The 23,937-nt window shown below is 66.1% G+C and carries 23 protein-coding genes; 13 read left to right on the plus strand and 10 right to left on the minus strand.

The window, feature by feature from the left end:
• Positions 1 to 31: 31 nt before the first annotated feature.
• Positions 32 to 1,231, plus strand: coding sequence for a TerC family protein (locus ACIQCN_RS10665; RefSeq protein ID WP_400610837.1), 1,200 nt, complete (start codon positions 32 to 34; stop codon positions 1,229 to 1,231).
• Positions 1,232 to 1,394: 163 nt separating this feature from the next.
• Positions 1,395 to 5,069, plus strand: coding sequence for a TM0106 family RecB-like putative nuclease (locus tag ACIQCN_RS10670; RefSeq protein WP_400610839.1), 3,675 nt, complete (start codon positions 1,395 to 1,397; stop codon positions 5,067 to 5,069).
• Here the strand turns inward: ACIQCN_RS10670 and ACIQCN_RS10675 are convergent.
• The 3 genes from ACIQCN_RS10675 to ACIQCN_RS10685 form a co-directional block, all read right to left on the minus strand.
• Positions 5,056 to 5,355, minus strand: coding sequence for an acylphosphatase (locus ACIQCN_RS10675; protein ID WP_400608072.1), 300 nt, complete (start codon positions 5,353 to 5,355; stop codon positions 5,056 to 5,058). The two genes, ACIQCN_RS10670 and ACIQCN_RS10675, sit on opposite strands and share 14 nt — an antisense overlap.
• 49 nt (positions 5,356 to 5,404) lie before the next feature.
• The gene (locus ACIQCN_RS10680) at positions 5,405 to 6,343 is read right to left on the minus strand and encodes a glycosidase (RefSeq protein ID WP_400610841.1); all 939 of its coding nucleotides are present in this window, start codon (positions 6,341 to 6,343) and stop codon (positions 5,405 to 5,407) included.
• A gap of 274 nt (positions 6,344 to 6,617) precedes the next feature.
• Positions 6,618 to 7,658: an adenosine deaminase gene (locus ACIQCN_RS10685; protein WP_400610843.1), complete on the minus strand. Its 1,041-nt coding sequence runs from the start codon at positions 7,656 to 7,658 to the stop codon at positions 6,618 to 6,620.
• Between the two features lie 270 nt (positions 7,659 to 7,928).
• Between ACIQCN_RS10685 and ACIQCN_RS10690 the strand changes: the two genes are divergently transcribed.
• Positions 7,929 to 8,573, plus strand: coding sequence for a transglycosylase family protein (locus tag ACIQCN_RS10690; protein ID WP_400610845.1), 645 nt, complete (start codon positions 7,929 to 7,931; stop codon positions 8,571 to 8,573).
• Between the two features lie 192 nt (positions 8,574 to 8,765).
• Here ACIQCN_RS10690 and ACIQCN_RS10695 read toward each other — a convergent pair whose 3' ends face one another.
• Positions 8,766 to 9,293, minus strand: a complete 528-nt coding sequence (locus ACIQCN_RS10695; protein WP_400608269.1) for a hypothetical protein — start codon at positions 9,291 to 9,293, stop codon at positions 8,766 to 8,768.
• A 216-nt stretch (positions 9,294 to 9,509) separates the two neighbouring features.
• On the opposite strand from ACIQCN_RS10695, the gene ACIQCN_RS10700 reads away from it, so the two are divergent.
• The 3 genes from ACIQCN_RS10700 to ACIQCN_RS10710 all read left to right on the plus strand — a co-directional run bounded on the left by ACIQCN_RS10700 (position 9,510) and on the right by ACIQCN_RS10710 (position 13,088).
• Positions 9,510 to 10,412, plus strand: a complete 903-nt coding sequence (locus ACIQCN_RS10700) for an MSMEG_6728 family protein (protein WP_400610847.1) — start codon at positions 9,510 to 9,512, stop codon at positions 10,410 to 10,412.
• Between the two features lie 4 nt (positions 10,413 to 10,416).
• Positions 10,417 to 11,277, plus strand: a complete 861-nt coding sequence (locus ACIQCN_RS10705) for an SDR family oxidoreductase (protein ID WP_400610849.1) — start codon at positions 10,417 to 10,419, stop codon at positions 11,275 to 11,277.
• A 146-nt stretch (positions 11,278 to 11,423) separates the two neighbouring features.
• Positions 11,424 to 13,088 (plus strand): DUF222 domain-containing protein, encoded by a 1,665-nt coding sequence (locus ACIQCN_RS10710; RefSeq protein ID WP_400610851.1) that lies wholly within the window; start codon positions 11,424 to 11,426, stop codon positions 13,086 to 13,088.
• A gap of 15 nt (positions 13,089 to 13,103) precedes the next feature.
• On the opposite strand, the gene ACIQCN_RS10715 is transcribed toward ACIQCN_RS10710, so the two are convergent.
• On the minus strand, positions 13,104 to 13,439 hold the full coding sequence (locus ACIQCN_RS10715; RefSeq protein WP_400608091.1) for a hypothetical protein: 336 nt from the start codon (positions 13,437 to 13,439) through the stop codon (positions 13,104 to 13,106).
• Between the two features lie 63 nt (positions 13,440 to 13,502).
• Here ACIQCN_RS10715 and ACIQCN_RS10720 point away from each other — a divergent pair, with 63 nt between their 5' ends.
• Positions 13,503 to 14,300, plus strand: a complete 798-nt coding sequence (locus tag ACIQCN_RS10720; protein WP_400610852.1) for a ZIP family metal transporter — start codon at positions 13,503 to 13,505, stop codon at positions 14,298 to 14,300.
• Positions 14,301 to 14,319: 19 nt separating this feature from the next.
• On the opposite strand, the gene ACIQCN_RS10725 is transcribed toward ACIQCN_RS10720, so the two are convergent.
• Positions 14,320 to 16,809, minus strand: coding sequence for a Tex family protein (locus ACIQCN_RS10725; RefSeq protein ID WP_400610854.1), 2,490 nt, complete (start codon positions 16,807 to 16,809; stop codon positions 14,320 to 14,322).
• A gap of 119 nt (positions 16,810 to 16,928) precedes the next feature.
• Here ACIQCN_RS10725 and ACIQCN_RS10730 point away from each other — a divergent pair, with 119 nt between their 5' ends.
• Positions 16,929 to 17,246 (plus strand): hypothetical protein, encoded by a 318-nt coding sequence (locus tag ACIQCN_RS10730; RefSeq protein ID WP_400610962.1) that lies wholly within the window; start codon positions 16,929 to 16,931, stop codon positions 17,244 to 17,246.
• Positions 17,247 to 17,265: 19 nt separating this feature from the next.
• Here ACIQCN_RS10730 and ACIQCN_RS10735 read toward each other — a convergent pair whose 3' ends face one another.
• The 3 genes from ACIQCN_RS10735 to ACIQCN_RS10745 all read right to left on the minus strand — a co-directional run bounded on the left by ACIQCN_RS10735 (position 17,266) and on the right by ACIQCN_RS10745 (position 20,051).
• Positions 17,266 to 18,336 (minus strand): alkene reductase, encoded by a 1,071-nt coding sequence (locus tag ACIQCN_RS10735; RefSeq protein WP_400610856.1) that lies wholly within the window; start codon positions 18,334 to 18,336, stop codon positions 17,266 to 17,268.
• 129 nt (positions 18,337 to 18,465) lie between these two features.
• A complete protein-coding gene (locus ACIQCN_RS10740) occupies positions 18,466 to 19,398 on the minus strand; it encodes a hypothetical protein (RefSeq protein ID WP_400610858.1) in 933 nt (310 codons plus the stop codon).
• A 5-nt stretch (positions 19,399 to 19,403) separates the two neighbouring features.
• On the minus strand, positions 19,404 to 20,051 hold the full coding sequence (locus ACIQCN_RS10745; protein ID WP_400610860.1) for a DUF6318 family protein: 648 nt from the start codon (positions 20,049 to 20,051) through the stop codon (positions 19,404 to 19,406).
• A gap of 281 nt (positions 20,052 to 20,332) precedes the next feature.
• On the opposite strand from ACIQCN_RS10745, the gene bioB reads away from it, so the two are divergent.
• The 5 genes from bioB to ACIQCN_RS10770 all read left to right on the plus strand — a co-directional run bounded on the left by bioB (position 20,333) and on the right by ACIQCN_RS10770 (position 23,146).
• Complete coding sequence (bioB, locus tag ACIQCN_RS10750; RefSeq protein WP_400610862.1) at positions 20,333 to 21,352, plus strand: biotin synthase BioB; 1,020 nt, start codon at positions 20,333 to 20,335, stop codon at positions 21,350 to 21,352.
• An 8-nt stretch (positions 21,353 to 21,360) separates the two neighbouring features.
• On the plus strand, positions 21,361 to 21,615 hold the full coding sequence (locus tag ACIQCN_RS10755) for a hypothetical protein (protein WP_400610864.1): 255 nt from the start codon (positions 21,361 to 21,363) through the stop codon (positions 21,613 to 21,615).
• Between the two features lie 68 nt (positions 21,616 to 21,683).
• Positions 21,684 to 22,118 (plus strand): pyridoxamine 5'-phosphate oxidase family protein, encoded by a 435-nt coding sequence (locus tag ACIQCN_RS10760; RefSeq protein ID WP_400610866.1) that lies wholly within the window; start codon positions 21,684 to 21,686, stop codon positions 22,116 to 22,118.
• 19 nt (positions 22,119 to 22,137) lie between these two features.
• Positions 22,138 to 22,644: a very short patch repair endonuclease gene (locus ACIQCN_RS10765; RefSeq protein ID WP_400610868.1), complete on the plus strand. Its 507-nt coding sequence runs from the start codon at positions 22,138 to 22,140 to the stop codon at positions 22,642 to 22,644.
• A gap of 79 nt (positions 22,645 to 22,723) precedes the next feature.
• Positions 22,724 to 23,146 carry an Hpt domain-containing protein gene (locus tag ACIQCN_RS10770; RefSeq protein WP_400608273.1) on the plus strand — a complete coding sequence of 141 codons (423 nt, stop codon included), beginning with the start codon at positions 22,724 to 22,726 and terminating at the stop codon, positions 23,144 to 23,146.
• On the opposite strand, the gene ACIQCN_RS10775 is transcribed toward ACIQCN_RS10770, so the two are convergent.
• Entirely contained in the window at positions 23,107 to 23,937 is an 831-nt protein-coding gene (locus tag ACIQCN_RS10775) for a response regulator transcription factor (protein ID WP_400610870.1), read from the minus strand. The two genes, ACIQCN_RS10770 and ACIQCN_RS10775, sit on opposite strands and share 40 nt — an antisense overlap.

Consider the following 23,937-nt stretch of genomic DNA (forward strand, 5'->3'; position numbering starts at 1 on the left):
CTGGTAGGGACTCCAACGAAAGGTCCGCCGCGTGGAAGTACCCACTTATGTCTGGACGCTGACCGTCGCCGGAATCGTGGCGCTGCTGGCGTTCGATTTCTTCTTCCACGTGCGCAAGGCCCACACTCCTTCGCTGAAGGAGGCGGCCATCTGGTCGTCCCTGTATGTGGGCATCGCGCTGCTTTTCGGGCTCGGCGTGCTGCTTTTCGGCGGAACCACCATGGGCGCCGAATACTTCGCGGGCTACATCACAGAGAAGGCGCTGTCCGTCGACAACCTCTTCGTGTTCCTGATCATCATTTCCAGCTTCAGGGTGCCCCGGGCTGACCAGCAAAAGGTGCTGCTGTTCGGCATCGTCTTTTCGCTCATCGCGCGGACGGCCTTCATTTTCCTTGGCGCTGCCCTGATCAACAGCTTCGCCTGGGTGTTCTACATCTTCGGATTGATCCTCCTGATCACGGCCGGCAACCTGCTCCGCCCCGACGACCACGACGATGACGCCGAAGGCCTGGTGGTGCGGCTCGCGAAGAAGTTCCTGCCGGCGTCGCAGCACTATGACGGCGACAAGCTTTTCACCGTGGAAAACGGCAAGCGCGTGCTCACCCCGATGCTCCTGGTCATGGTGGCGATCGGCGGCACCGACATCCTGTTCGCACTCGACTCGATTCCCGCCATCTTCGGGCTCACCCAAAACGTGTTCATCGTGTTCACGGCGACTGCGTTCTCACTGATGGGACTGCGCCAGCTCTTCTTCCTGATCGACGGACTGCTGGACCGGCTCATCTTCCTGTCCTACGGCCTGGCGGCCATCCTGGGCTTCATCGGCGTCAAGCTGATCCTGCACGCACTGCATGAAAACACGCTGCCGTTCATCAACGGCGGCGAGCACGTGGAGGTCGTCGAGGTCAGCACCGGCGTATCCCTCACTGCGATCCTGGGAGTGCTGCTGGTCACCGTCCTGGCGTCGATCTTCAGCCCCAAGGGCAAGGCCAAGAACGCCGTCTCCAATGCCCGCCGGCACGCTACGGACTACCTGGACCTGAACTACGAGACGGACATGGTGGAGCGGGACAAGATTTTCGCCCGCATGGTGCGGGAGGAAGAGCAGATCCGCAACCTGCCCGAGAAGTACAAACGGCTTATCCGGAACGAAACGGAATTCACGGACCTGCTGCGCCGGGCCCGTGCCGAGCATGACAAGGCCCAGGTGCGCGCCGCCAACGGCGGCTAGCACCAGCGCCCCGGTCCACACCCGAACAGCGGCAGCGGGGTTCGCAGGCGCGCGCTGGCAGCCGAGGTCTTCGGGCGCTGCCCGCTTTGTCAGTGCCGGTTGCTACGTTTATTCCAGGGCCCGGGCAACCGTCCGCCGGCCCGGCTGTCGATGGGGAGGCCCCGTGTTTCTGCTCGAAGCCGCCGGCAACGGCGGCCCCGGATCACCGCCGGACCTGGTGTTTTCCGCCAGCGACCTGGTGGCGGCCAGCGAATGCGAATACCGGACCCTGCGCATCCTGGATGAGAAGCTGGGCCGCTCTCCCAAGGCCGGGTTCCCGGCCGACGATATGCAGGCACGTGCCGGCGTCCTGGGCGACAGGCACGAACAGGAGGTCCTGGCCAGCCTCACCGCCAGGTACGGAGTGTGGGACGCGTCGCGGGGTGCCGGGGTCTACTCGCTGGAGCGCGGGCCCAACACCCGCGGCGATCTCCAGGCGAGGCATGCCGAGACGGAACTCGCGCTCCGGTCCGGGGCCGACGTCGTCTTCCAAGCCACTTTCTTCGACGGTGAGTTCCTGGGGTATGCCGACTTTCTGGTTAATGAGGCCGCGGGGTCCGGGACGCCGGGGCGTTATGAAGTCTGGGACACCAAGCTGGCGCGGCACGCCAAAGTGGGCGCGCTGCTGCAGTTGGCCGCCTACGGTGACCAGCTCATCGGGATGGGCCTGGACCCCTCCCCCGTCGTCACACTGGTGCTGGGCACCCGCGTAGGCGACGACTGGCTGCGCAGCACGCACTCACTTCCGGACCTGCTTCCGGTTTTCCACGAACGACGGCGGCGCTTCCGCCAGCTGACGGCCACCCACCGCGAGAGCGCGGGGACGGTTCAGTGGCAGCAGCCAGGTGTGGTCCACTGCGGCCGCTGCGATTACTGCGCCGAACAGGTCCAGGCGCACCGCGACCTGCTCATGGTGGCGGGGATGTCCGTGGTGCAGCGGCGGAAGCTGCTCGCCGCGAACATCGCCACCATCGACGAACTGGCCGACATGCCGGCTGCCGTGGCACAGGGGGCCGTGGCCCGGCTTCGGGCCCAGGCGCGCATGCAGCTGGGCCTTGACCCGGTAGCCGGGTCGCGCACCTTCACCAAGGACGGGGAGCCCCACACGGTGTCCTTCACGGTGTTGCCGGAGAACAGCATCGGCTCCCTGCCTGCCCCGAGCCCGGGTGACATTTTCTTCGACTTCGAAGGCGATCCGCTGTGGCAGGACCCGGCCACAGGAGTGTGGGGCATCGAGTACTTGTTCGGGGTGGTCGAAGCACCCGCGCCCGGGACCGGCAAATGTCCCGGGGCCGGAACGGAACCGGTCTTCCGGCCCTTCTGGGCCCATTCCCGTTCCGGCGAGCGCAATGCATTCCTCGCCTTCCTCGCCTACGTGGAAGAGCGGCGGGCCGCGTACCCGGACATGCACGTCTACCACTATGCGCCGTACGAGAGGACTGCCCTCCGGAATCTCTCCCTGGTCCACCAGGCCGGGGAGGACACCGTGGACCAGTGGCTGCGGGACGGCGTGCTGGTGGACCTCTACGCCACGGTCCGCCATTCGCTGCGGATTTCCGAAGCCTCCTACTCCATCAAAAAGCTCGAACCTCTCTACATGGGCGACAACCTCCGCTCGGGCGATGTGAAGGACGCCGGCGCCTCCGTGGTGGCCTACGCCGCTTACTGCGCGGCACGGGATGCCGGGCGGCAGGAGGAGGCCGAGACGGTCCTGGCCTCCATCGCGGACTACAACCGTTATGACTGCCTGTCCACGCTGCGGCTGCGGGACTGGCTGCTGGACATTGGTGGAGCAGCCGCAGGCACGCCCGGCAGCGAAACGTCAGGGAAGGCCTCCAGTGATCCAGCCGGTGAGTACCCTAAGAATCCCGGCACTGAGTCCACGGGGGAAGCCGCGGACGGAATCCTCACCGAGTCCGGCGGGGAATCCCGGCTGCGCCGTTACCTGTCAGTGCTTCCGGACGATCGTCCGTGGACGGACGACGAGCGTGCCATCGCCATGGTGGCGGCGGCCACGGGCTACCATCGGCGTGAGCGCAAGCAGTTCTGGTGGCAGCACTTCGACCGCGTCGAAGCGCCGCTGGAAAGCTGGTCGGAGCAGCGGAACGTGTTCGTTGTCTCCTCCGCCGAGGTTGAGCAGGACTGGGCTCTGGCGAAACCTCGCGAACGGATGCGCAGCAGGGTGGTGCGCCTGCGCGGCACCATGACGGAGGGATCGGATTTCCGCGCCGGTTCCACCTGGTGCCGACTTTTCGACGCTCCCCCGCCGCCGGGCATGGCCGCCCCGGATGCTGCCGCCGATGCCCGGGCCTATGCCTTCGGCACCCGGATCACCGACCTCGTGCCGGCACAGGACGACCCCGCTCAGGTCCTGGTTACGGTAGTGGAGCGTGAGACCGGCAAGGTTGCGGCGTACCCGGACTTTCCCGTGGCCCTGACGGAGGACCAGCCCATTCGCACCCCCGGCATCGAAGCCGCCCTTGCGGAGATCGCGGACAGCGTTGCCGCCACATTCCCGGACCTGCCCGCCCACCCGGGCCTGGACATCCTGCGCAAACGGCCGCCCCGGTTCCACACGCTCACCGCCCCGGTCCCGGTGCGGTACAGCCCGGACGGCACGGCCGGCTACGCCGCCGCCATCGCGGAATCATTGCTTGACCTGGACCGGTCCTTCCTGGCCGTGCAAGGGCCGCCCGGTACCGGCAAGACCTTCGTGGGAGCCCACGTCATCGGCAGGCTGGTGGCCGAGGGATGGAAGATCGGCGTGGTGGGCCAGTCCCACAACGTCGTGGAAAACCTGCTCTGCCGGGCCGTCGACACCGGCGGCGTCAGCCCCGCAGTCGTCGCCAAAAAACTGGCCGACCGCCACGAGGTGCCGTGGAACCACACACGGGACGGGGACGTCGCCGCGCTGCTCGCGGCTCCCGGCGGATGCCTGGTGGGCGGAACCGCGTGGGTCATGACCGGCAAGGAAGTTCCCGCAGGCTCCCTGGACCTGCTGGTCATCGACGAAGCCGGGCAGTTTTCCCTTGCCAACACCCTGGCAGTGTCCCGCGCGGCACGGCGGCTGCTGCTGCTGGGCGATCCGCAGCAGCTGCCGCAGGTCACGCAGGGCGCGCACCCGGAGCCGGTGGACGAGTCAGCACTCGGATGGCTCGCTGCCGGACATGCCACGCTGCCGGCCCCGCTCGGGTACTTCCTGGCTGACTCATGGCGGATGCATCCGGATCTTTGCGGCAAGGTCTCGCGGCTGAGCTACGACGGCCGGCTGCAATCCGCCCCCGCGGCGTCGCTCCGGTCCCTGGAAGGACCGGCCGCCGGGGTGGAAACTGTCTTCGTGGACCACACGGGTAACACCACCTCCTCCGTCGAGGAGGCCGGCGAAGTGCTCCGACAGGTTCACCGCCACCTTGGCCTGAAGTGGGTGTCCGGCCCCGACGCGGAGCCCCGCCCCCTGGACCAGCAGGACGTGCTGGTAGTGGCCGCCTACAACGCCCAGGTCCACCTCATCCGGAAGACCTTGGCCGACGCCGGACTGCCCGGAGTACGGGTGGGCACAGTGGACAAATTCCAAGGCCAGGAAGCGCCTGTGGTCATCGTGTCCATGGCCTGTTCGGCGGTGTCGGAAGCTCCGCGCGGGGCGGATTTCCTCCTGAACAGGAACCGCATCAACGTCGCGGTGTCACGCGGCCAGTGGCGTGCCGTGATCGTGCGCGCTCCGGAGCTGACCAGCTACATGCCGCACAGACCGGCGGCCTTGGAAGAGCTGGGCGCGTTCCTGGGGCTCAGCGGGCGCTGAACTCCCGGAACGTACCCTCTGCCGCGGTAAACGACTGGTCCACCCGTTCAACTCGTCCGGGCGCGTGGCTGGAACGCAGCCAGTCGAGGAGGCTGGATACCTGCTCTTCCGGCCCTTCGGCCACCACGGAGACGGAACCGTCGGCGAGGTTTTCCACCACCCCGGTGAGGCCCAACTCCTCGGCTTTGCCCATGGTCCGGAAACGGAATCCCACACCCTGGACCACGCCGTGGACCCGCGCGCTCATCCGCACCGCGCCGTCTGACGGACCGCTGTGCCTGCCCATGGTGCTCCCCTCCGGCGCCGGCCCCGGCTGCTCAGGTGATGATGACCTGCTAGTTGATGGTGATGTCGCGGGTGCTGTGGTTGTAGCGGATGGTCACCGTGCCACCGCTGTGGTGCAGTTCGTGGTTTGCGCCGTCGAAGGTGCCGAATGCGCCGTAGTTCTCGTCCCAGGACCGGTTGAGGGCGATCTTGAACGTGTAGTACCCGGCGGGGAGTTCAGCGCTCTTCTTCCAGAGCTGGTCCAGGAAGTCGAATTCCATTTGGGCTTCGTCGTACTGCGGTGCCCAGTTTTCCGGGGCTCCCAGGATCGTGTTGAAGTCGCCGGCTACGGCCACGGCCTCAGGCTGCGGCAGGGTTTCGACGTCGGGACCCCCAAGGGGCTCGGCGGCGGCGCCCGGAGCGGCGGCTTCAGCCGGCGCTGCCTTGCCCTTGCGCACGGCTTTCACCACGGGCTCGACGGCGTCCTCGATAACCTTCGCTGCCTTGCCCACCGCCTCGGCGGCCTTCTTCGCCGGGGTCCGCTTGGCGGTCTTCTTCGCAGCTCCCTTGTCCGCGGCCTTTGCCGCGTCCGCACCTGCGCCGGTCGCTGCTACCGGAGCGAAGCTGCGGACGAATCCGGCGGGAGCCTCGGGAACGGGAGTACCGGCCGGAACCGGGGTGCCGGCGTCGAGCGCGGTGGCGAAGGAGACCGCATCCGGGAAGGCGACCGTGGCACGCATTCCGTCCTCGGTGATGGTCCAGCCGGAACGGCCCTTGACCAGCCAGCCGGCCTTGACCAGCTTGGCCGTGGCAGCGGTGAGGGTCTTGTGGCCGCGGGGAATGCCACCGCTGAGAAGCTCGGCCTCATGCTCGTTGAACGGCACCCGGGCCGTGGCCTCGGCCAGGACCTGTCCGGCGTTCAGCGCATCGCCTGACCACACACCCTCGGTCAGGACATCCAGCACCGTCTTGAGTCGAAGGAAGGTGTTTTCTGCGGTGGACTTGGCCATGATTCCCCTTTTATAAAGCGATCGGTCTTAGGCATCTTGCCAACTGCCGGTTAATTCGCGCGACTTGAAATGGTTAACTCTGCGTGTCATGACCATCTATGAAGCGGTCATCGCAACAAGTGAGGCGGAGATCCCGGTAGGGGCTGACTGCACAACCCGCAGACATGGGTGCCGCCCTGCACTCTCCAGACACGCCTGCGGGAACCAGTTTAGCGGCATCGCGCACCGGTTGTTGCGTAGGACACAGGACAGGGCGGCAGTGCTGCGCGGCGCCCTACAGCCCGTTCAGTTCGTCCAGCAGCTGGGCCTTCCGCTCCTCGCTGGCGAAGGACGAGTGGACGGAATTCGCGGCGAGCCGGGCCCGATCGAAATCGGAGAGCTCAAAAACGTCCTGGAGCTGGGCGAAGTTATCGTCCACATAGCCGCCGAAGTACGCGGGATCGTCTGAGTTGACCGAAACGTTCAGGCCTGCGGCGAGCATGGCCGGCAGGGGATGGTCCGCGAGAGTGTCTACGGCACGAAGCCGGACGTTGGAGAGCGGGCAGACGGTCAGCGGGATGCGGGCATCGACCAGGCGTTCCACCAGGTCGGGATCCTCCATGCAGCGGATGCCATGGTCGATCCGTTCCACGCCCAGTACATCCAGGGCCTCGATAATGTACGACGGCGGACCCTCCTCGCCTGCGTGCGCGGTCAGCCTCAGGCCCGCCTCGCGCGCCCGGGCAAAGACCCGTTCGAACTTGGCTGGCGGGTTGCCCACCTCTGCCGAGTCCAGGCCCACGGCCCCGATGGGAGCGCCCATGGCCAGCAGTGCCTCCAGGACCTCCAGCGCGGAGTCCTCCGGCAGGTCCCTCAGGAAGGCGGCAATCAGCATGGTGGAGATTCCGTAGTCCTGCATGGAGCTGGCCAGGACGGAGGCGACACCATTGACGCAGGTCTCCAACGGAATGCCACGGGACAGGTGCGCCTGCGGGTCCATCATGACCTCCGCATGCCGGACACCCGCAGCGGCAGCCCGTTCCAGGTACGCACGCGTCATGTCCGCGAAGTCCTGCTCCGTCTGCAGCACCGCCATGTTGGCGTAATAGAGGTCCAGGAAGGACTGAAGGTCGGTGAACTCGTAGCGCCGGCGCAGCTCGTCCAGACCGGAATAGGGCAAGTCGATGCCGTTGCGCTCAGCCAGGGCAAAGATCAGTTCCGGCTCCAGGGTGCCTTCGATGTGAAGGTGGAGTTCGGCCACCGGAAGCAGTTTGGCGGGAACGGCCGCCTGGTCCGGGAGCTCTGACACAGCCGGGCCATCCGCAATGTTATCCATCCGGTCAGGATAGTGCGCGCGGACGGATCGTGCCTCGTCCAGCCGACCACCAGCTTCCACCCAGGTTTGATCTCGATTTGATAACGGCCCCGCCATGTCCTAGCGTGAAGTGCATGCCCGCCCGGCGGGCCCATGAATGCCCGGCGCTGCCTTCACCCAACTGCCCAACGGCAGCAGCCGAAGTTGACCTCTATTCGTCAGGGGCGGGCAGTGGCGCGATCATCTTCGGGGACGGAGCCAGCGCTGGTGGCCTTCAGGAGCATCACCATCATGAAAAACACCACTTTCCGTACTGCCGCGCGCCGCGGGATGACCGTAGCTGCCATTTCCGCAGCAGGCCTGGCTCTCTCCGCCACTGCCGCAAACGCCACCACCAGCTCCTCCACCTGGGATGCCCTGGCCGAGTGCGAGAGCGGCGGCAACTGGTCGATCGATACCGGCAATGGCTTCAGCGGCGGACTGCAGTTCACCGACTCCACCTGGTCCGCATACGGCGGCACCGGCGCGGCATCTGATGCCACCCGCGAAGAGCAGATTGCCGTAGCTGAGCAGGTCCAGGCTTCACAGGGCTGGGGCGCCTGGCCCTCCTGTTCCGCCCAGCTGGGCCTGAGCGGCGGCGCGACGGGCACGGTCCAGACCCAGGCAGCCCCGGTTGAAGCCGCTCCGGTCCAGTCAGCCCCGGTGGAGAGCGTGCCGGTACAGAACGCCCCGGTGGGCACCCCTGGCGCCGCGCACGCAGCCGAGGTGGCACTGAGCGGCGAGACCCACACCCTCGCCGCCGGCGAAACGCTGAGCATCGTGGCTGAAAAGCTGGGCATCGAAGGCGGCTGGCAGCACTTGGCCGACGCGAACGCGGACACCATCGCTGACCCGGACCTCGTCTTCGAAGGCCAGGTCCTGCAGCTCCCCGCGTAATCCAGCACCCGCGGCTGCGCCAGCAGTTGCACCGCCCGCCCAGGGCGACCCAATATCGGGCCGGCGATAGACAAATTCCGTTGGCCACAAAGCACGACGCCGGCACCCCCAAACGGAGGTGCCGGCGTCGTGCTTTAACTGTTGCTGCCCGGAACCGGGACGGCCAGGGGAAACGGATGTTGGGCCAGCGCGTCAGCCGGCTGCGGGAAGTTCCCGGACGATGCGCACTTTCCAGGCGGAGTCGTCGCTGGTATCCAGCAGCGCCACCGTGCCGTGCGCAAGGTTCAGGGCAACTCGCTTGACGGCAAGCAGTTCAAGGTAGAGCTGCTCATTCATCCGGCTGGGAGTGTCGATCATGTACTTCACGGCGTCCCGCACCTTGCGGTAGTTGGCACTGCGTTCGCGGTGCATGTGCAGTTCCAGCGCGGAGCGCTGGCGGATCCTGGGCTCGTGCCGGTTGATGAGGGTCACCGCCACATGCACGCCGACCACCAGCGCCAGCGAAACGCCGTAGATCCACCAACCGCTCGAGAGCAGGAACAGGGGGAGGTTGCCGATGGCGACGATTGCGACGATTACGCGGAGCGCTGCGATCCTGCGCACGGTGCGGGCGACTGCCGCCATGCCGTCACGGAAGCGGTGCTGCTCGTGGAGCGCGGCGGCCGGGTCCAGGGTGAACTCGTCAAGGACCAGGATGCCATTGGCCTCCGGGGCGAGCATTTGGCCGTAGCGGGGCAGCGGGGCCGGTGCTTTTTCAGGGATAAATTGGGATGCAGTAGTCATGGGAAGCTTCCAAAACGCTGGGGTGGTTGCGGAGATCTTAGTGCACCCGAAGCGCCGCCGTATGCGTGCGTCCATTATTCGGACACCTCGCGCAAGGATGTGTCCGCGGGCACTGCAATTGGAACATCGGCCGGTTGCCGTCAGACTGAATGGATGCAAACCTTCCTCCCGTACCCTGATTTCCGGCAAAGCGCCGCCGCCCTGGACACCGCCCGGCTCGGAAAGCAGCGCGTTGAGGCGCTCCAGATCCTGCGTGCACTGGTCATTCCGGAATACGGCTGGCAGACCCACCCCGCCGTGCGCATGTGGATGGGGCACGTGCCCGCGCTCACCATGTACGGGCTGGCGATGGTTGAGGAGTGGGAGCAGCGCGGCCACCCGGATAACACCCGTGCCAACATCACCGAGTTCGCGCCCCAGGCCGCCCACCCGGACTACGCTGCGAAGATCACCCTGCCGCCGTGGCTGGGTGATCCTGATTTCCACCTGAGCCACCGCTCGCGGCTGCTCCGCAAGGAACCGGCCTTCTACGGCTCCGTCTTTACCGATGCTACCCCGGACCTGGATTACGTCTGGCCCGAACCGCGGCACGAGTTCCTGCCCCAGGAGCCGGAGGGTGAGATCCTCTGGATCCTCCGTTCCCCGCACGACGATGTCGACCCCGCCACGCTGGACACGGTCGCCCTGCCCTTCGTGAACCGCAGCGCCGCTGCCGCGGCTGAGGATTACTCCCCGGTCTACATCGAGGACGGTTCGCGCCGGCCGTCGAAGCAACCCAAGAAGGCTGCACCCAGGCCCAAGCTGAAGAAGCCCACCCGCAAGCGTCAGGCGCAGGAGGACGCGTTCTCCACCCTTCCGGGCAAGACCCCGGTGGCTGTGCCGTTTGAAAACGGCTCCAAGTTCGCCGTGGGCCAGGTGGTGGGCCGGCCCATCACGCTGGAGGATGGCCGGTTCGGCCGGAACTTCACGGTCACCGAGATCATCGACCGATCGGCCTTCACCTACCCGGCATTGTTGCAGGACCCACGGGTGTTCTTCCCGGTGGAGGCTCCGTAATAGCATGACGATCCTCTTGGCCGGCTGCGGAGACCTGGGCACCGAGGCAGGGCTGCGGTTCGCCGCGCAGGGGCACCGCGTTGTCGGGTGGCGGCGCAGCCCCGCGAAACTGCCGCCTGCCATCGAAGGCGTGGCGGCTGACTTGAGTGCCCCCGATCTTCCCCGGGTCCCGGCCGATACCAACGCCGTCGTAATTGCCGTGGCAGCTGACTCCCCCAGCGAGGAGGCCTACCGGGCCGCCTACCTGGGCGCTGTGAACCACGTGCTGGATGCGTTGATGCGTGACGGCGTCGCGCCGCAACGGGTCCTGTTCGTCTCTTCCACCGCGGTGTACGGCGACGCGGGCGGCGACTGGGTGGACGAGAGCACCATGCCGAACCCCGGGGGATTCTCGGGCCGGGTCCTAGTGGAGGCGGAGGACCTGCTGCATACCCGGCTGGCGGGCACCGGGACTGCGGCGGTGTCGCTGCGGCTGGGCGGCATCTACGGGCCGGGCCGCACCCGGCTCATCGACCAGGTGAAGACCGGATCCGCCGTCATCCCCCGCGACGTCCGTTACACGAACCGGATCCACCGGGATGACGCGGCAGCCTCGATTGTGCAGTTGTGCAGCATGACGGCGGACCCCGCGCCCCTCTATGTGGGGGTGGATGACGCCCCCGCGGACCTGGGCTCCGTATTGCGGTTCCTGGCAAACGAACTGGGACTCGCTGAACCGCCCGTGGGCGACGCCGGGCCTGCCCGAGGTGGCAATAAGCGCTGCCGGAACACCCTGCTGCGGAGCACCGGCGTGGACTTTGTGTTTCCCACCTTCCGTGAGGGGTATCGGAGTGTCCTGGCGGGGCACGGAACCAGGCACCCTTAGGAGAACGCCGTTAGCGGCCCCGGAAGCTACCGGACGGCTGCCGTGGCAGCCACCCGGTGACACGTCAATGTCCCCGTCCGGGCGGGTTGTCCACATAGGGAAATTGGCCGGTGACGGCGGGCGCTGCCGTTTGACAGGGTTGAGTCGTGGAAGCATTCGGGCAAGCTCTTGCGGGGAATGGCGCGGACGACGCCGGCACGCGGCTTGGCGTGCCGGGCCGCCTTCACGCCGTGGCCGTCTCCGATTTCGGGGGCACTGACCCGGCTGAACCGGAGCTGGGCCCTGATCTGGCCCGTTGGGTGGAGCGCGCTGGTGTCCTGATTTCGGCGGCAACTTCCGTGGCATCGGCGTCGCTGGATGCGGTGTCCTACGTGGAGGCTGCCCACACAGCCGGCATGGTGGAGGAACTCGCCCGGAGGGTGGAATACCTCCAGCTTCTGGCGGCGGGCGCAGTGGAGCGGACCCGGACCCGGGCCATCAGTGTGGCAAATGCAGCAAGCGCAGCGGGCCGGCCGGACGGGAAGGCCAGGACTTCCCCCGCGGACGACGGTTGCCGGGACGCTTCCGAATTCCTCCGAATCAGCCTGCGGATCCCCAGGCAGGAAGCGCGCCGCCGGCTGGCCTTGGCGCGCCAGGTCCTGTCAGCCACCGCCCTGACGGGCGAGATTGTCCCGGCCTCCCGAAGCCATCTGGCTGCCGCACTTATGCCAGAGGTCTGTGGCCCTGAGCAGCTGCCCTCCCCCGACACGGCGGACGAAAAACTGCCCCGCCTGGCCGCGCCACAAATGTCCTCATACGCCGGAACCGTCATCAGCGCCACTTTGGACCGGCTTGAACGGCTCACCACTCCGGCGGTCCTGGACCGGATCGAACAAGACCTGAGCCGGACCGCAGGGTCCGCCGACCCGGACTTCCTGGTTCGGATGGCCCGGCGCTGGGCCGAGACCGTCGACGCCGATGGCACCGAGCCCAGCGAAGAGGCCCTTCGCCAAATCCAGGGTGCGTTCATCCGGAAGCCCCGGCACGGCCTTCACCACATCGAGGTATTCGCCACCACCGACCAGTTCGAGCACCTTCTCACGGTCATGAACGCGGCGACCAATCCGCGGGCGAACGTCGAGGCAGTTGGGGCCAAGGCCGGTGCCGACGAGGCGATGGAACCCCGGAGCTTCTCCGACGGCAAACCTCCCGGGGCCGAGGTCCGGCTCGACCTTCGCTCCCGCCCGCAGAAGCAGCTGGATGGGATCGTAGCTGCGGTCAAGGCGGGACTGTCCACCGATGCACTGCCGGCAACTGGTGGGCGCAGACCGCAAATTATGGCCACGGTCCACTACAGGGATCTGTTTCCGCAGGAGCCTCATGTGGGGGCCGGCACCGGAGCGTTCGCCTTCACAGGACCGGTGGCCGCCGTGAGCCTCCGCAAGCTGGCGTGCGACGCGGACATCCTTCCGGTCCTCTTGGGTTCCAGCAGCGAAGTCCTCGACCTCGGCCGCAGGACAAGGCTGTTCACGACGGCGCAGCGGACTGCGCTGACGGCCCGCGACCAGGGCTGCACGTTTCCCAACTGCACCATGCCCGCTCCCTGGTGCGAGGCACATCATGTCCACTACTGGTCCCGGGGCGGCGCCACGTCGGTAGACAACGCTGCGTTGCTTTGCTCCCATCACCACCACGTCATCCACAAGGAGGAGTGGGGTATCACCATGCGCAACGGCATCCCGTGGTTTACCCCGCCGGGCCATATCGATCCCCGGCGGACGCCCCAGCGGAACCGGTATTTCAGTCCGCCGCCGCTGCCGAGGTCCACTTAGCTTTTTGCGCGGCTTTTATGGCTCTCCGGTCGCTTCGTCCTGCCAGCCGAAGCCTTCACGGAAGGTTGCTACCAAAGTTCCCACTCCGGCTTGCAGTGAGTTTGACGGGTCAAAGTAAAGGGACCCCTCCGTGGCGCGGCTGTGTCCGATGAGCTGTTCGGCTTCGAGCTTGGCTTCGGGGACCGTGGCACCGACGATGCCGGTGCGTGCAGGCAGCTCGGAGGCATGGACGTGTTCGGCACGGGTCTCAGACAACGGGATGGTCGTGCCGGAATTGATCTCATCATGGGGAAACTCGAACTCGTCCGCGCCGGCAGGGGCAGGAATTGTGTACTCCAGGAAATAGGTCATACGCCCACCATTACAGAAAAACCCGCACTGCCGAAAGTCGAACACCGCTCCTATACTTGCGGCATGTTGATGTCGTTGTGGTTCGGCGTCATTGCATCCAGTGCCCTGTTGCTGGGTGCCCTCATCGGTGTACGCTTCGAGCTTCCGAAACGGCTGCTGGCCATGCTTCTGGCTTTCGCTGCCGGTTCGCTCATTACGGCGTTGGCGTTCGAACTGTTCCAGGACGCCTATGAACGCGGCGGCATCATCAGGGCTGCCGCCGGCTTGCTGCTGGGGGCCGTGGTTTTTACTGTGCTCAGCGCATTCCTTGACCGCTGGGCCCAGCCAGGGCCCGCGGAAGCGGCCGCCCCTGCGGACGAGGTGCGAGGCAGTGCGAAGCTGGACACGGGAGCCGCCGTCCAGGAGAAGCCGGCAACCGCGGCCTCAACGCAGGGCGCCGCCGGGCTGGCCTTGCTGGCGGCAGTAACCCTGGATGGAGTTCCGGAGAACATAGCGCTCGGGGTCTCCCTGGGCGAAGGGACCGGCGGGCTGGCGCTGTTGGCGGCCATCTTCGTCTCGAATCTCCCCGAGGCGTTGGTCGGAGCGGCATCGATGCGCAGCCAGGGCCGCTCCGCCGGGAGCATTATCGGGCTCTGGGTGGCTTGTGGCATCCTGCTGGTGGCCGCCGTCGTCATTGGCGCCGGCCCACTGAGCGGGACAGACCCGGAAGCCATCTCCCTGCCATTGGCGTTCGCCGCCGGGGCCGTGATCGCTTCGCTCGCGGACACCCTGATGCCCGAAGCCTACGAACACGGAGGTCCGGCGGTGGCACTCAGCACTGCGGCCGGCTTCGTCCTCGCCTTCGTGCTTTCGCTCGCCTGACATCTAGCCCGACAGGCGACTACTTACCCAGGCCAGCCCTGCGAAGCGCCTCAGCCATGGCCGTGTTGGCCGGATCCGGGACCGGGACCGCCCTGCCGGGGGCCTTTCCGGAGGCCTTTCCGGGGGCCTTTCCGGAGGCCTTTCCGGGGGCCTTTCCGGGGGCCCGTGAAGGCTTCTTGCCGGATCCCGTTCCGGGCCTTTGGGCCAGACCCGTGCCGGATCCCTGCGGGCCCGGCTGCCCGACACGGGAGTCATTTCCGCGCTGCCGCGAGGCATTGCCGGAAACGGCACCGGGCTCGTCGTCGAGCCTCAAGGTCAGCGAGATCCGCTTACGTTCAGGGTCCGCTGCCAGGACCTTGACGCGGACAACCTGGCCGGACTTGACCACCTCACGGGGGTCGGCGACGAACCGGTCGGCCAGCGCCGAAACGTGCACCAGTCCATCCTGGTGAACACCGACGTCCACGAAGGCACCGAAGGCCGCCACGTTGGTGACCGTCCCTTCAAGCACCATTCCCGGCCTGAGGTCCGAGATCTTCTCAATGCCTTCAGAGAACGTTGCCGCAGCAAAGGCCGGGCGGGGATCGCGCCCGGGCTTGTCGAGTTCCGCCTGGATGTCCCGGACGGTGGGCAGCCCAAACGTGTCGTCCACGAATGCGGCGGGATCCAGCGAAGCGGCAGGCGCCGAGCCGGCGGCCGCGCGGATCCGCCGCGCCACAGCGTACGCCTCAGGGTGCACGCTGGACGCGTCCAGGGGCTCGGCTCCCCCAGTGATGCGCAGGAACCCGGCGCACTGTTCAAAAGCCTTCGCACCCAGCCGGGGGACTTTCTTCAGGTCTGCGCGTTTGGCGAAGGGGCCGTTCTGGTTGCGGTACGCCACGATGTTCTGGCTAAGGAGCGGCCCGACGCCGGCCACCCGGCTCAGGAGCGCCGGCGAGGCTGTGTTCAAGTCCACGCCAACGGCATTCACGCAGTCCTCCACCACAGCGTCCAGGCTGCGGTCCAGTTTCGCCGCCGTGACGTCGTGCTGGTACTGGCCCACGCCAATGGATTTCGGGTCGATCTTGACCAGCTCGGCCAGCGGGTCCTGGAGGCGCCGGGCAATTGATACTGCACCGCGCAAGGACACATCCATTCCGGGCAGCTCGGCGGCGGCGAGCGCGGAGGCCGAGTAGACGGAGGCGCCAGCCTCGGACACCACGAGCTTTTGTGGCTTCCGGTCCACGTCCGGCAGCAGTTTGATGAGGTCAGAGGCCAGTTTGTCCGTTTCGCGGGAGCCGGTGCCGTTGCCGATGGCGATAAGTTCGACGTTGTGCTGCCGCGCCAGCCGGGACAGGGCGGCGAGGGCTTCGTCCCATTTCCTGGCCGGTGCGTGCGGGTAAACAGTATCCGTCGCCACCACCTTTCCGGTCCCGTCCACGACGGCTACCTTCACGCCCGTGCGCAGGCCGGGGTCCAGTCCCAGGGTTGAGCGGTTGCCGGCCGGGGCCGCGAGGAGGACGTCGCGCAGGTTGGCGGCGAAGACGCGGACCGCCTCGTCTTCGGCGGCGGCAAACATCCGGCCACGGAGGTCAGCCGTGAGACGGGCCAGGACGCGGGAACGCCAAGCCAGCTGGGCGGTCTGCACCAGCCAGGCATCGGCCGGCCGGCCGCGGTCGGCACCCCCGAGGAACCTGGCTACCGCAGACTCGTAGCGGGTGCGGGCGGCGGCCAGGGCGCCGTCGTCCGCGGGGTCTGCTTCAGCCAGATCGAGGTCAAGGATCCCGTCCTTCTCACCCCGAAGCAGCGCCAGCACCCGGTGGGAAGGCATGCCGGCGGGGGCCTGCGCGAACTCGAAGTAGTCGGCAAATTTTTGACCTTCAGACTCCTTGCCCTTCTTCACCCGGGAGACGAGCCTCCCCTGGGTCCACAGCCGTTCGCGGAGGGTCTCGGCAAGGTCTGCATCCTGCGCGGCACGCTCCACGAGGATGGAACGGGCGCCGGCAAGAGCGGCCGCAGAGTCATCGATGGCGTGCTGTGCATTGCGGTACTTGGCGGCCTCGCGCTCGGGATCAAGGTCCGGATGCTTGACCAAGGCGTCCGCGAGCGGTTCCAGCCCGGCTTCGCGCGCGGCCTGTGCCTTGGTCCGGCGCTTGGATTTGAACGGGAGGTAGATGTCCTCCAACCGGGACTTGGTGTCAGCGGAGAGGATTGCCTTCTTCAGTTCGGGCGTCAGCTGGCCCTGCGCGTCAATCGCATCGAGGATAGTACGACGGCGGTCCGCCAGTTCGCGGAGGTAGCGGAGGCGTTCGTCGAGCTCGCGGAGCTGGCCGTCGTCCAGCGTCCCGGTGGCTTCCTTGCGGTAGCGGGCAATAAACGGAACGGTGGATCCGCCGTCGAGCAGTTCGACTGCCGCTTTGACCTGCCATGGCTTTACGCCGAGCTCATCGGCCAGCTGGGCGTGGATTGCCCCGTCTGGGCGGTCTGTCGACGTTGACGTTGGGGCTGGGGTGCGCGGCAGTTGGGTCACCAGAACATCTTGCCGTATGCGTCCTGCGCGCTCCACCGGGGCGCCAGGTCTCCTGCTGCTGGGGGCTGTTCCGCTGCGGCACCAAAAGTGCTGTGATGGAACTGCCGTCACCGGCTCCGCTGCTCGAGGAAGAGGCACCCATGAGGGAACTGCTGGTCGTATTTCAAGAGGGGTTCGAGGACGCCAACATCACCTTGACGGTCAATGGCAAGCAGGCGCGGAGGGATGTTGGGGTGTCAACGAATCCTATTCTGGGCATCGCTGCGGAAGTCTCGGTGGAGCTCCCGGCAAAGGGCGCACAGGTGGGAGTGGAGGTCACTAACCGCGGGCTGAAGGCCATCAAGAAAGTCACTGGCAGGCCACGGAGCGTCCTCGTTTCCGTCGAGGACGGAAAGCTGGTGATGCGGGAGGGGACCGGCCGGGAAGCGTTGCTTTAGGGGCTTCCCGGCCGGCAGGTCAGCCCTGGTAGGCCGGGTAGTCCGTGTAGCCCTCGGCGCCCGAGGCGTAGAAGGTGGCGGCGTCCGGCTCATTCAGCGGCAGGCTTTCCCGCCAGCGGCGGGCGAGATCCGGGTTGGCGAGGGCGGGCCTGCCCACCACCACGGCATCTGCGTGGCCGGAGGACACCAGACCGGCTGCCTCGTCCCGCGTGGTGACAACACCGAAGCCGGTGTTCACCAGGAATGTGCCGCTAAAGCGGGCGCGAAGGTCCTGCACCAGCTCGCCCGATGGGTCGTGGTGGAGGATGCTGAGGTAGGCGAGGTTCAACGGTGCGATGCTGTCCACGAGCACTTCGTAGGTGGCGCGGACATCACCCCTGTCCGTTTCGGCAATGCCCTGGACGTTGTGCTCGGGCGAGATGCGGATACCCACCCGGTTGGCACCCAATGCGGCCACCACCGCGTTAACGGTCTCGATGACGAAGCGCGCCCGATTCTCCGGAGAGCCGCCGTAGCTGTCGGTCCGGACGTTCGAGTTGGGCGCCAGGAATTCATGCAGAAGGTAACCGTTGGCGGAGTGGAGTTCCACGCCATCGAACCCTGCCTCCACAGCATTAAGCGAGGCTGTGACGATTTCCTGGATGACCACCGGAAGTTCATCCGTGGTCAGGGCATGCGGCACGGGGTACGGCTGCTTGCCCGACGGGGTGCGGACTTCGCCCTCGATGGCCACCGGGCTGGGCGCGACAACGTCCTGGCCGCCCGTGATTTCAGGGTGCGAGACCCGGCCTCCGTGCATGATCTGAGCGAACATGCGGCCGCCCTCGGCGTGCACGGCGTCCGTGACCTTCTTCCAGCCGGCGATCTGATCTCCAGTCGCGATGCCGGGCTGGCCGGCGTAGGAGCGGCCGGCGATAGTGGGATAGATTCCCTCGCTGATGATGAGTCCCAACGAAGCACGCTGACGGTAGTGTTCCGCCACGAGCGGCCCGGGAATGCCGGCCTCACCGGCTCGGAGCCGGGTCAGGGGCGCCATGACCAGACGGTTGGGAAGCTCGAGTTCGCCAAGGGTCAAAGGGGAAAACAGCATGCGCGGTTCCTTTCAGGGACAGAAGCGGTACTGCCATTGCCAACCTCACGGACCGGGCTGCTATTCCGGGTGGGACAGGGGTCACAGGGGTGGGCGGGACGCCCGACAGGTTTTAGGCAACGCCAGTTCCTACGAACCCGGACAACCCTGCCCACTCGGATTCACGTTGCAGTCGTCTGCGTAGTTGCGCGTGATTGAACGCCAAACGCTGATCGTTTGGGGGGCGGCACTGAACTGGCCTTCTCCAGGAATCGGCAGCGGAGGTCCGTCGTTGACGGAGTACGTCCCCCGGAAACTGGTGGTCATGACGACTTGGAAGTCCCCTGTAGCCCCGTAGGCGTGGCTGGTCCTGGTTTTCTCACCCCAGCGATCCTGCGGTAAGGGTCCGCCCATGGAAGGCTGGGGCCCAAAGACCGCTCCATCGCCGTAATTCCATGTGTACTGAACTGGCGTGGCCACGACATGAACCTTCTGGCCGAACATGGTGATGTCGAACTGTTGCTCTCGAGCGTCAGCGTAGAAATTGGTCTCCGCTCCCCGCAGCGTGTGCGGGCTCGGCTGGGCAACGACGGCTCCAGCGTCAACCGGCAGGGTTTCGAATCGTTTCTGGATGGCACCGGCAATCCGCGGAAGAACGTCTTCCGGCTTCGGATCATAAAGGCATGTGGGACCCGAATGGCGAGCCCAGACAGCACCCGGAACCCCTCGGGGCTTCGACAGCCACACAACCGGGATTCCATCCTCATCGTTGGGGCCGTTGGTACATTTCAGTTGAGTGCGGAGGCACACCGAGTCGAAATCCCCGTCGCCCAAGTGGCACTGCAGCTCGTATTTGTAATCGTTTGGGTCCGTGGGTGCTTGGCCTGGAGCCAGCCGCACCGGAAACCCGGTTTCCTTGTCAAGGATCCATTTGTCTGCGCCAACATGAATCCCACGGTCTACGTAACCAAAATCGATTTTCTTCTCATCGCCAGCCACCGACTCGTCCGCCAAGACCAGTTCTCCGCTGGTACTGATGAGAATCAACGCAAGTAGTGCCGCGCCCAGGCTACGCTTATTCATCGCGTCTAGCCTATGAATCCGATCTCATCCATGGCCCAGCCGTCAGGGCCAAAAGTGGCACTTGCGCGGCTACCACTGTTAGTGGAGGGCGTCGGATCTTGATACAGAGTTCCGTCCGGCCTTCTTATTTCAACATCCTGCTGAATTACCTGCACGACTGAATATGCGTCCTGTCCCGGCGCAAGCCGGGCCGTTATGGCAGGAGTCTCAATCTTGCCCCCGACCACCCAACGGCCCTCGCCCCATGCTTCCTCAATACCTTCACGAAGGCCAGCGCAAAAACGGCACCCCGGCGCAGAAGCACCCGCGAGAGGTCGGGTATCACCAGTCTGATAGCCGTAGTCGAGAAGCTGATACCAATACTTGGTAAACGCTTCTAGCCCCTCTTTAGTCTTCGTCTTTGCGACGGCCGGAAGTACTGGCACCGGCACATTCTGCGCGGGACCGGATGCACTGGCCGGTTTATAGGCAGGAGCGGCCGTCAGGGTCGGCGTCGGGGAGGGTGAAGCGCTCGCTGCCGCAGACTGGGTGCTCTCGGGGCTGGCTGCGGGATCAGGTGCAGGGCCAGCGCATCCAGCGAGCATCAACGCCGCCGTCGCCACCAAGGCGACGCCGCCAAGCGATGCATGCTTAGAGATAACGTGCGTTGTCATGGGCCGCTACTCCCCCAATAGTCTTCAAAACGGCGTGCTCCGGACGGTGATTCAAGAGTAGCCCAGCTCACATTCCCGCAGTCAAAGTTATCCACAGCCACTCGTCCTCGGTTCTACCACCCCGGCGGCCCAGGAGGAAGTCACATTCGGATGCCGCTGCGAGGCAAACCGCAATACAAACCCTTCCCCGCAGGCTTGTGGCCCTCCAACAAAAACAGCCCACCCACCCCAAACTACGGTCAGAAAGAGAGACTCACTGCCCCACCAGTTAAGGAACCTCAATGACGATGCCCCCGCAGCAACTCACCCACCCGATCCTCGAAACAGCGCGCCGGCAGGTCCTCGAAGACGGGGTCGGCCTCAGCGAGGCGCAGCTCATCGACGTCCTCCGCCTCCCGGACGAGGCCCTACCGGCCGCCCTGGACCTGGCCCACCAGGTCCGCCTCCGACACTGCGGGGTAGACGTCGAAGTCGAAGGCATCATCTCGATCAAGACCGGCGGCTGCCCGGAAGACTGCCACTTCTGCAGCCAGTCCGGCCTCTTCGATTCCCCCGTCCGCGGCGTCTGGTTGGACATTCCGGAACTGGTCAAAGCAGCGAAGGAAACCGCCGCCACCGGCGCCACGGAGTTCTGCATCGTCGCCGCCGTCCGCGGCCCGGACATCAAACTGATGAACCAGATCAAGTTCGCCATCGACCGCATCAACGAGGAAGTGGATATCAACATCGCCTGCTCCCTGGGCATGCTGACCCAGGGCCAAGTGGACCAGCTCAAAGAATGGGGTGTGCACCGCTACAACCACAACCTCGAAACAGCACGCAGCTACTTCCCCAAGGTCGTCACCACCCACACCTACGAGGAGCGCCTCGAAACCTGCAACATGGTCAAGGACGCCGGCATGGAACTGTGCTGCGGAGCCCTGATCGGCATGGGCGAAACAGTCGAACAGCGCGCCGAACTCGCCGCCGAGCTCGCCGCCCTCGAACCCCACGAAGTTCCGCTCAACTTCCTCAACCCGCGCCCCGGAACCCCGCTGGAAAACCAGGAGATTATGGACGGCAAGGACGCCCTGCGCGCCATCGCCGCCTTCCGCCTTGCCATGCCCCGCACGGTCCTCCGCTATGCTGGCGGCCGCGAACTCACCCTCGGCGACCTCGGCACCCGCGAAGGCCTCCTGGGCGGCATCAACGCGGTCATTGTCGGCAATTACCTCACCACCCTGGGCCGCCCCGCAGACGCCGATCTCAGCCTCCTCGTGGACCTCAACATGCCCATCAAGGAACTCCAGAAGACCCTATGAACCGTCCCGTGACCGTTCCCCAAACGCCCGCCGCACCGCGTTATTGCGGGCACTGCGGCGGGGACCTGCAGGAGGAAGCGTACGACGGCGGCGCTGTCCCGCCGTCGTACGCCCACCAGGCAGCCGCCCACCAAGGGTGCGCCCACCACCTGGAAATGGAACCGCCCCGGTACTGCGGCGAATGCCGCCGGCGCCTGAAAGTGCAGGTGTCCCCGCTCGGGTGGCGCGCGGAATGCAGCCGGCACGGCATGATCCTTTCCTGACAGGCACAAGATGAAAGAAGGGACTTCCGGCACTGGCAAACTTCTACCGGACGTAGAAGGATGGATTCATGATGTTCGAACATGCAGATGCAAACCCCGTACTGGAACTCAACGACGAGCAGTCCTGGAAGCTGCTGGAAGGCACAAGGCACGGCCGGCTGGTGGTCTCCGTGGCCGGCGAACCTGACATCTTCCCCGTCAATTACCTGGTTTCCAACCGGAGGGTGTACCTCCGGACGGCGCCGGGAAACAAGCTCGCCCAGCTGACCATCAACGCCAAGGTTCTATTCGAAACAGACGGCATCCTCTCCGAGGAGGCCTGGTCCGTCGTCCTTCGCGGCACCGCCCGGGTGCTGACCAACTCGAGCGAACTCGCCGCCGTGGAGGAACTCGGCCTGAAGACGTGGGTGCCCACCCTCAAGGACTTCTATGTGGAGATCGAGCCGGTCTCCATCAGCGGCCGCCATTTCGTTTTCGGCGAGCAGCCCGAGCGGGAGATCTGAACCCTCCTAGACTGGATCCATGGCGGACAAGCTCACACCTGAGCAGCGCAGCTGGAACATGTCCCGCATCCGGGGCAAGGACACGAAGCCGGAGCTGCTGGTGCGCCGGCTGCTGCACGCCAAGTGCTACCGTTACCGGCTCCACGGGCGGGCCGGGAGCCGCCGCCTTCCGGGCAACCCGGATCTTGTGTTCGCCGGCCGACGCAAGGTCATCTTCGTCAACGGCTGTTTCTGGCACTTCCACGACTGCCGCGCGGGCCTGCACGCTCCTCAAGCGAACGCCGCCTTCTGGGAGGCCAAGCGCACCCGCACCCGGGAGCGCGACGCCCGCCAGCGCAGCGAACTCGAGGCCGCGGGATGGGAAGTGCTCACGGTATGGGAATGCCAATTGAAGGACAGTTCGGCGTTGGAGAACCGGCTGGTGCAGTTCCTGGACCTCCACCTCAACATAAGCCCGCAATCCCATCAAGAAACCCACAATTCTCTGCCGGACCATCCCCAGGCCCCGGGATCGGACCTACCCTGAGATGGAGCGGAGGGCCTCCGCCGACCGCTTTGTTCCCCGGCTGGTCTCGCCGCAGGACACCGGACCCGAAAGGACCGTCGTGGGCGCAGCTGATGATGTCTCCAGGCCCTTGGTGGACCAGTCCGTGCTGGACCGGTTGCGCGAGGAGCTGGAAGATGACGAAGGTTATTGCAGGATGTTCGTGGCTGACTTCATCCAGTGCCTGCCGCAGCGGATCGGCCGGCTTCGCCTGGCGCTCACCACCGGGGATCTGGACGGGTCAGTGGATGCGGTCCTGAGCCTGAAAACCTCCAGCCAGATGGTGGGCGCCGAGCGCTTGGCCGGCCTGGCCACCGAGCTGGAAAGCGAGATCCGCACGGAAGCCCGGGAAGCCGACGTAGCGGTGGCCCTCCCCCGGCTCGCAGCCTCGTTTCTGCGGCCCATCAGCCAGTGCAGCCGGCTGACCACACACCGGCTCCAGACTCAGTGTTCGGCCGGTGGTCCGCCCGGCGCCAAGCGGTAACCCACGCCGCGGACCGTCTGCAGCCAGCGGGGGTGCTGCACCGAATCGCCCAGCTTCTTCCGGAGGTTTCCCATATGGACTTCCACGGAGCGTTCGTCCGCCTCGCTGATATAGCTTCCGACGTCGTAGTCCTCCTCCCGCAGGCGCCGGACCAGGTCCGCTTTCGTGCGGACAGTCCGGCCGGCTTCCAGGATGGCGCGAAGGAGTTCGAATTCGGTGCGGGTCAGGTGCATTTCCTCCCCGTCGACGGTCACCGTGCGGGAAGCGTAACTGAGTTCAAGGCCGTTGTGGCTGTAATGCCGGTCGCCGTTCTCCGCCGGATGCACAGGGTCCGTGCCGCCGGCGCGTGCAGCGGCTCCGGAAAGCCCGACGGCGGCGGCATCACCGGAGGCTCCGGCACCGGCCGGGACGGGCACGGCAGCCCGGGGCCGGCGCATCATCGCAGCCACGCGGGCCCGCAGTTCGCGCGGACGGAACGGTTTAGTGAGGTAGTCGTCGGCACCGGATTCCAGCCCGATCAGCGTGTCCAGCTCTTCGGCCCGCGCGGTGAGCATCACGATGTAGGCATCAGAGAATTCGCGGATCTGCCGGGCTACTTCGAAACCGTCGATATCCGGCAGCCCCAAGTCCAGGGTGATCACGTCGGGGCTTAGCCCGCGGGCGGCGGCAACGCCTTCCGCTCCGGAGCTCGCGACAGTCACCTCAAACCCGGCCTGGGTCAGCACCGTCCGGACCAGCTCCCGGATATCCTGATCGTCCTCAATGACAAGTCCCACTCGTGCGTCACCCAT

Source organism: Pseudarthrobacter sp. NPDC092424, from assembly GCF_044754925.1.
Taxonomy (GTDB): Bacteria; Actinomycetota; Actinomycetes; order Actinomycetales; family Micrococcaceae; genus Arthrobacter.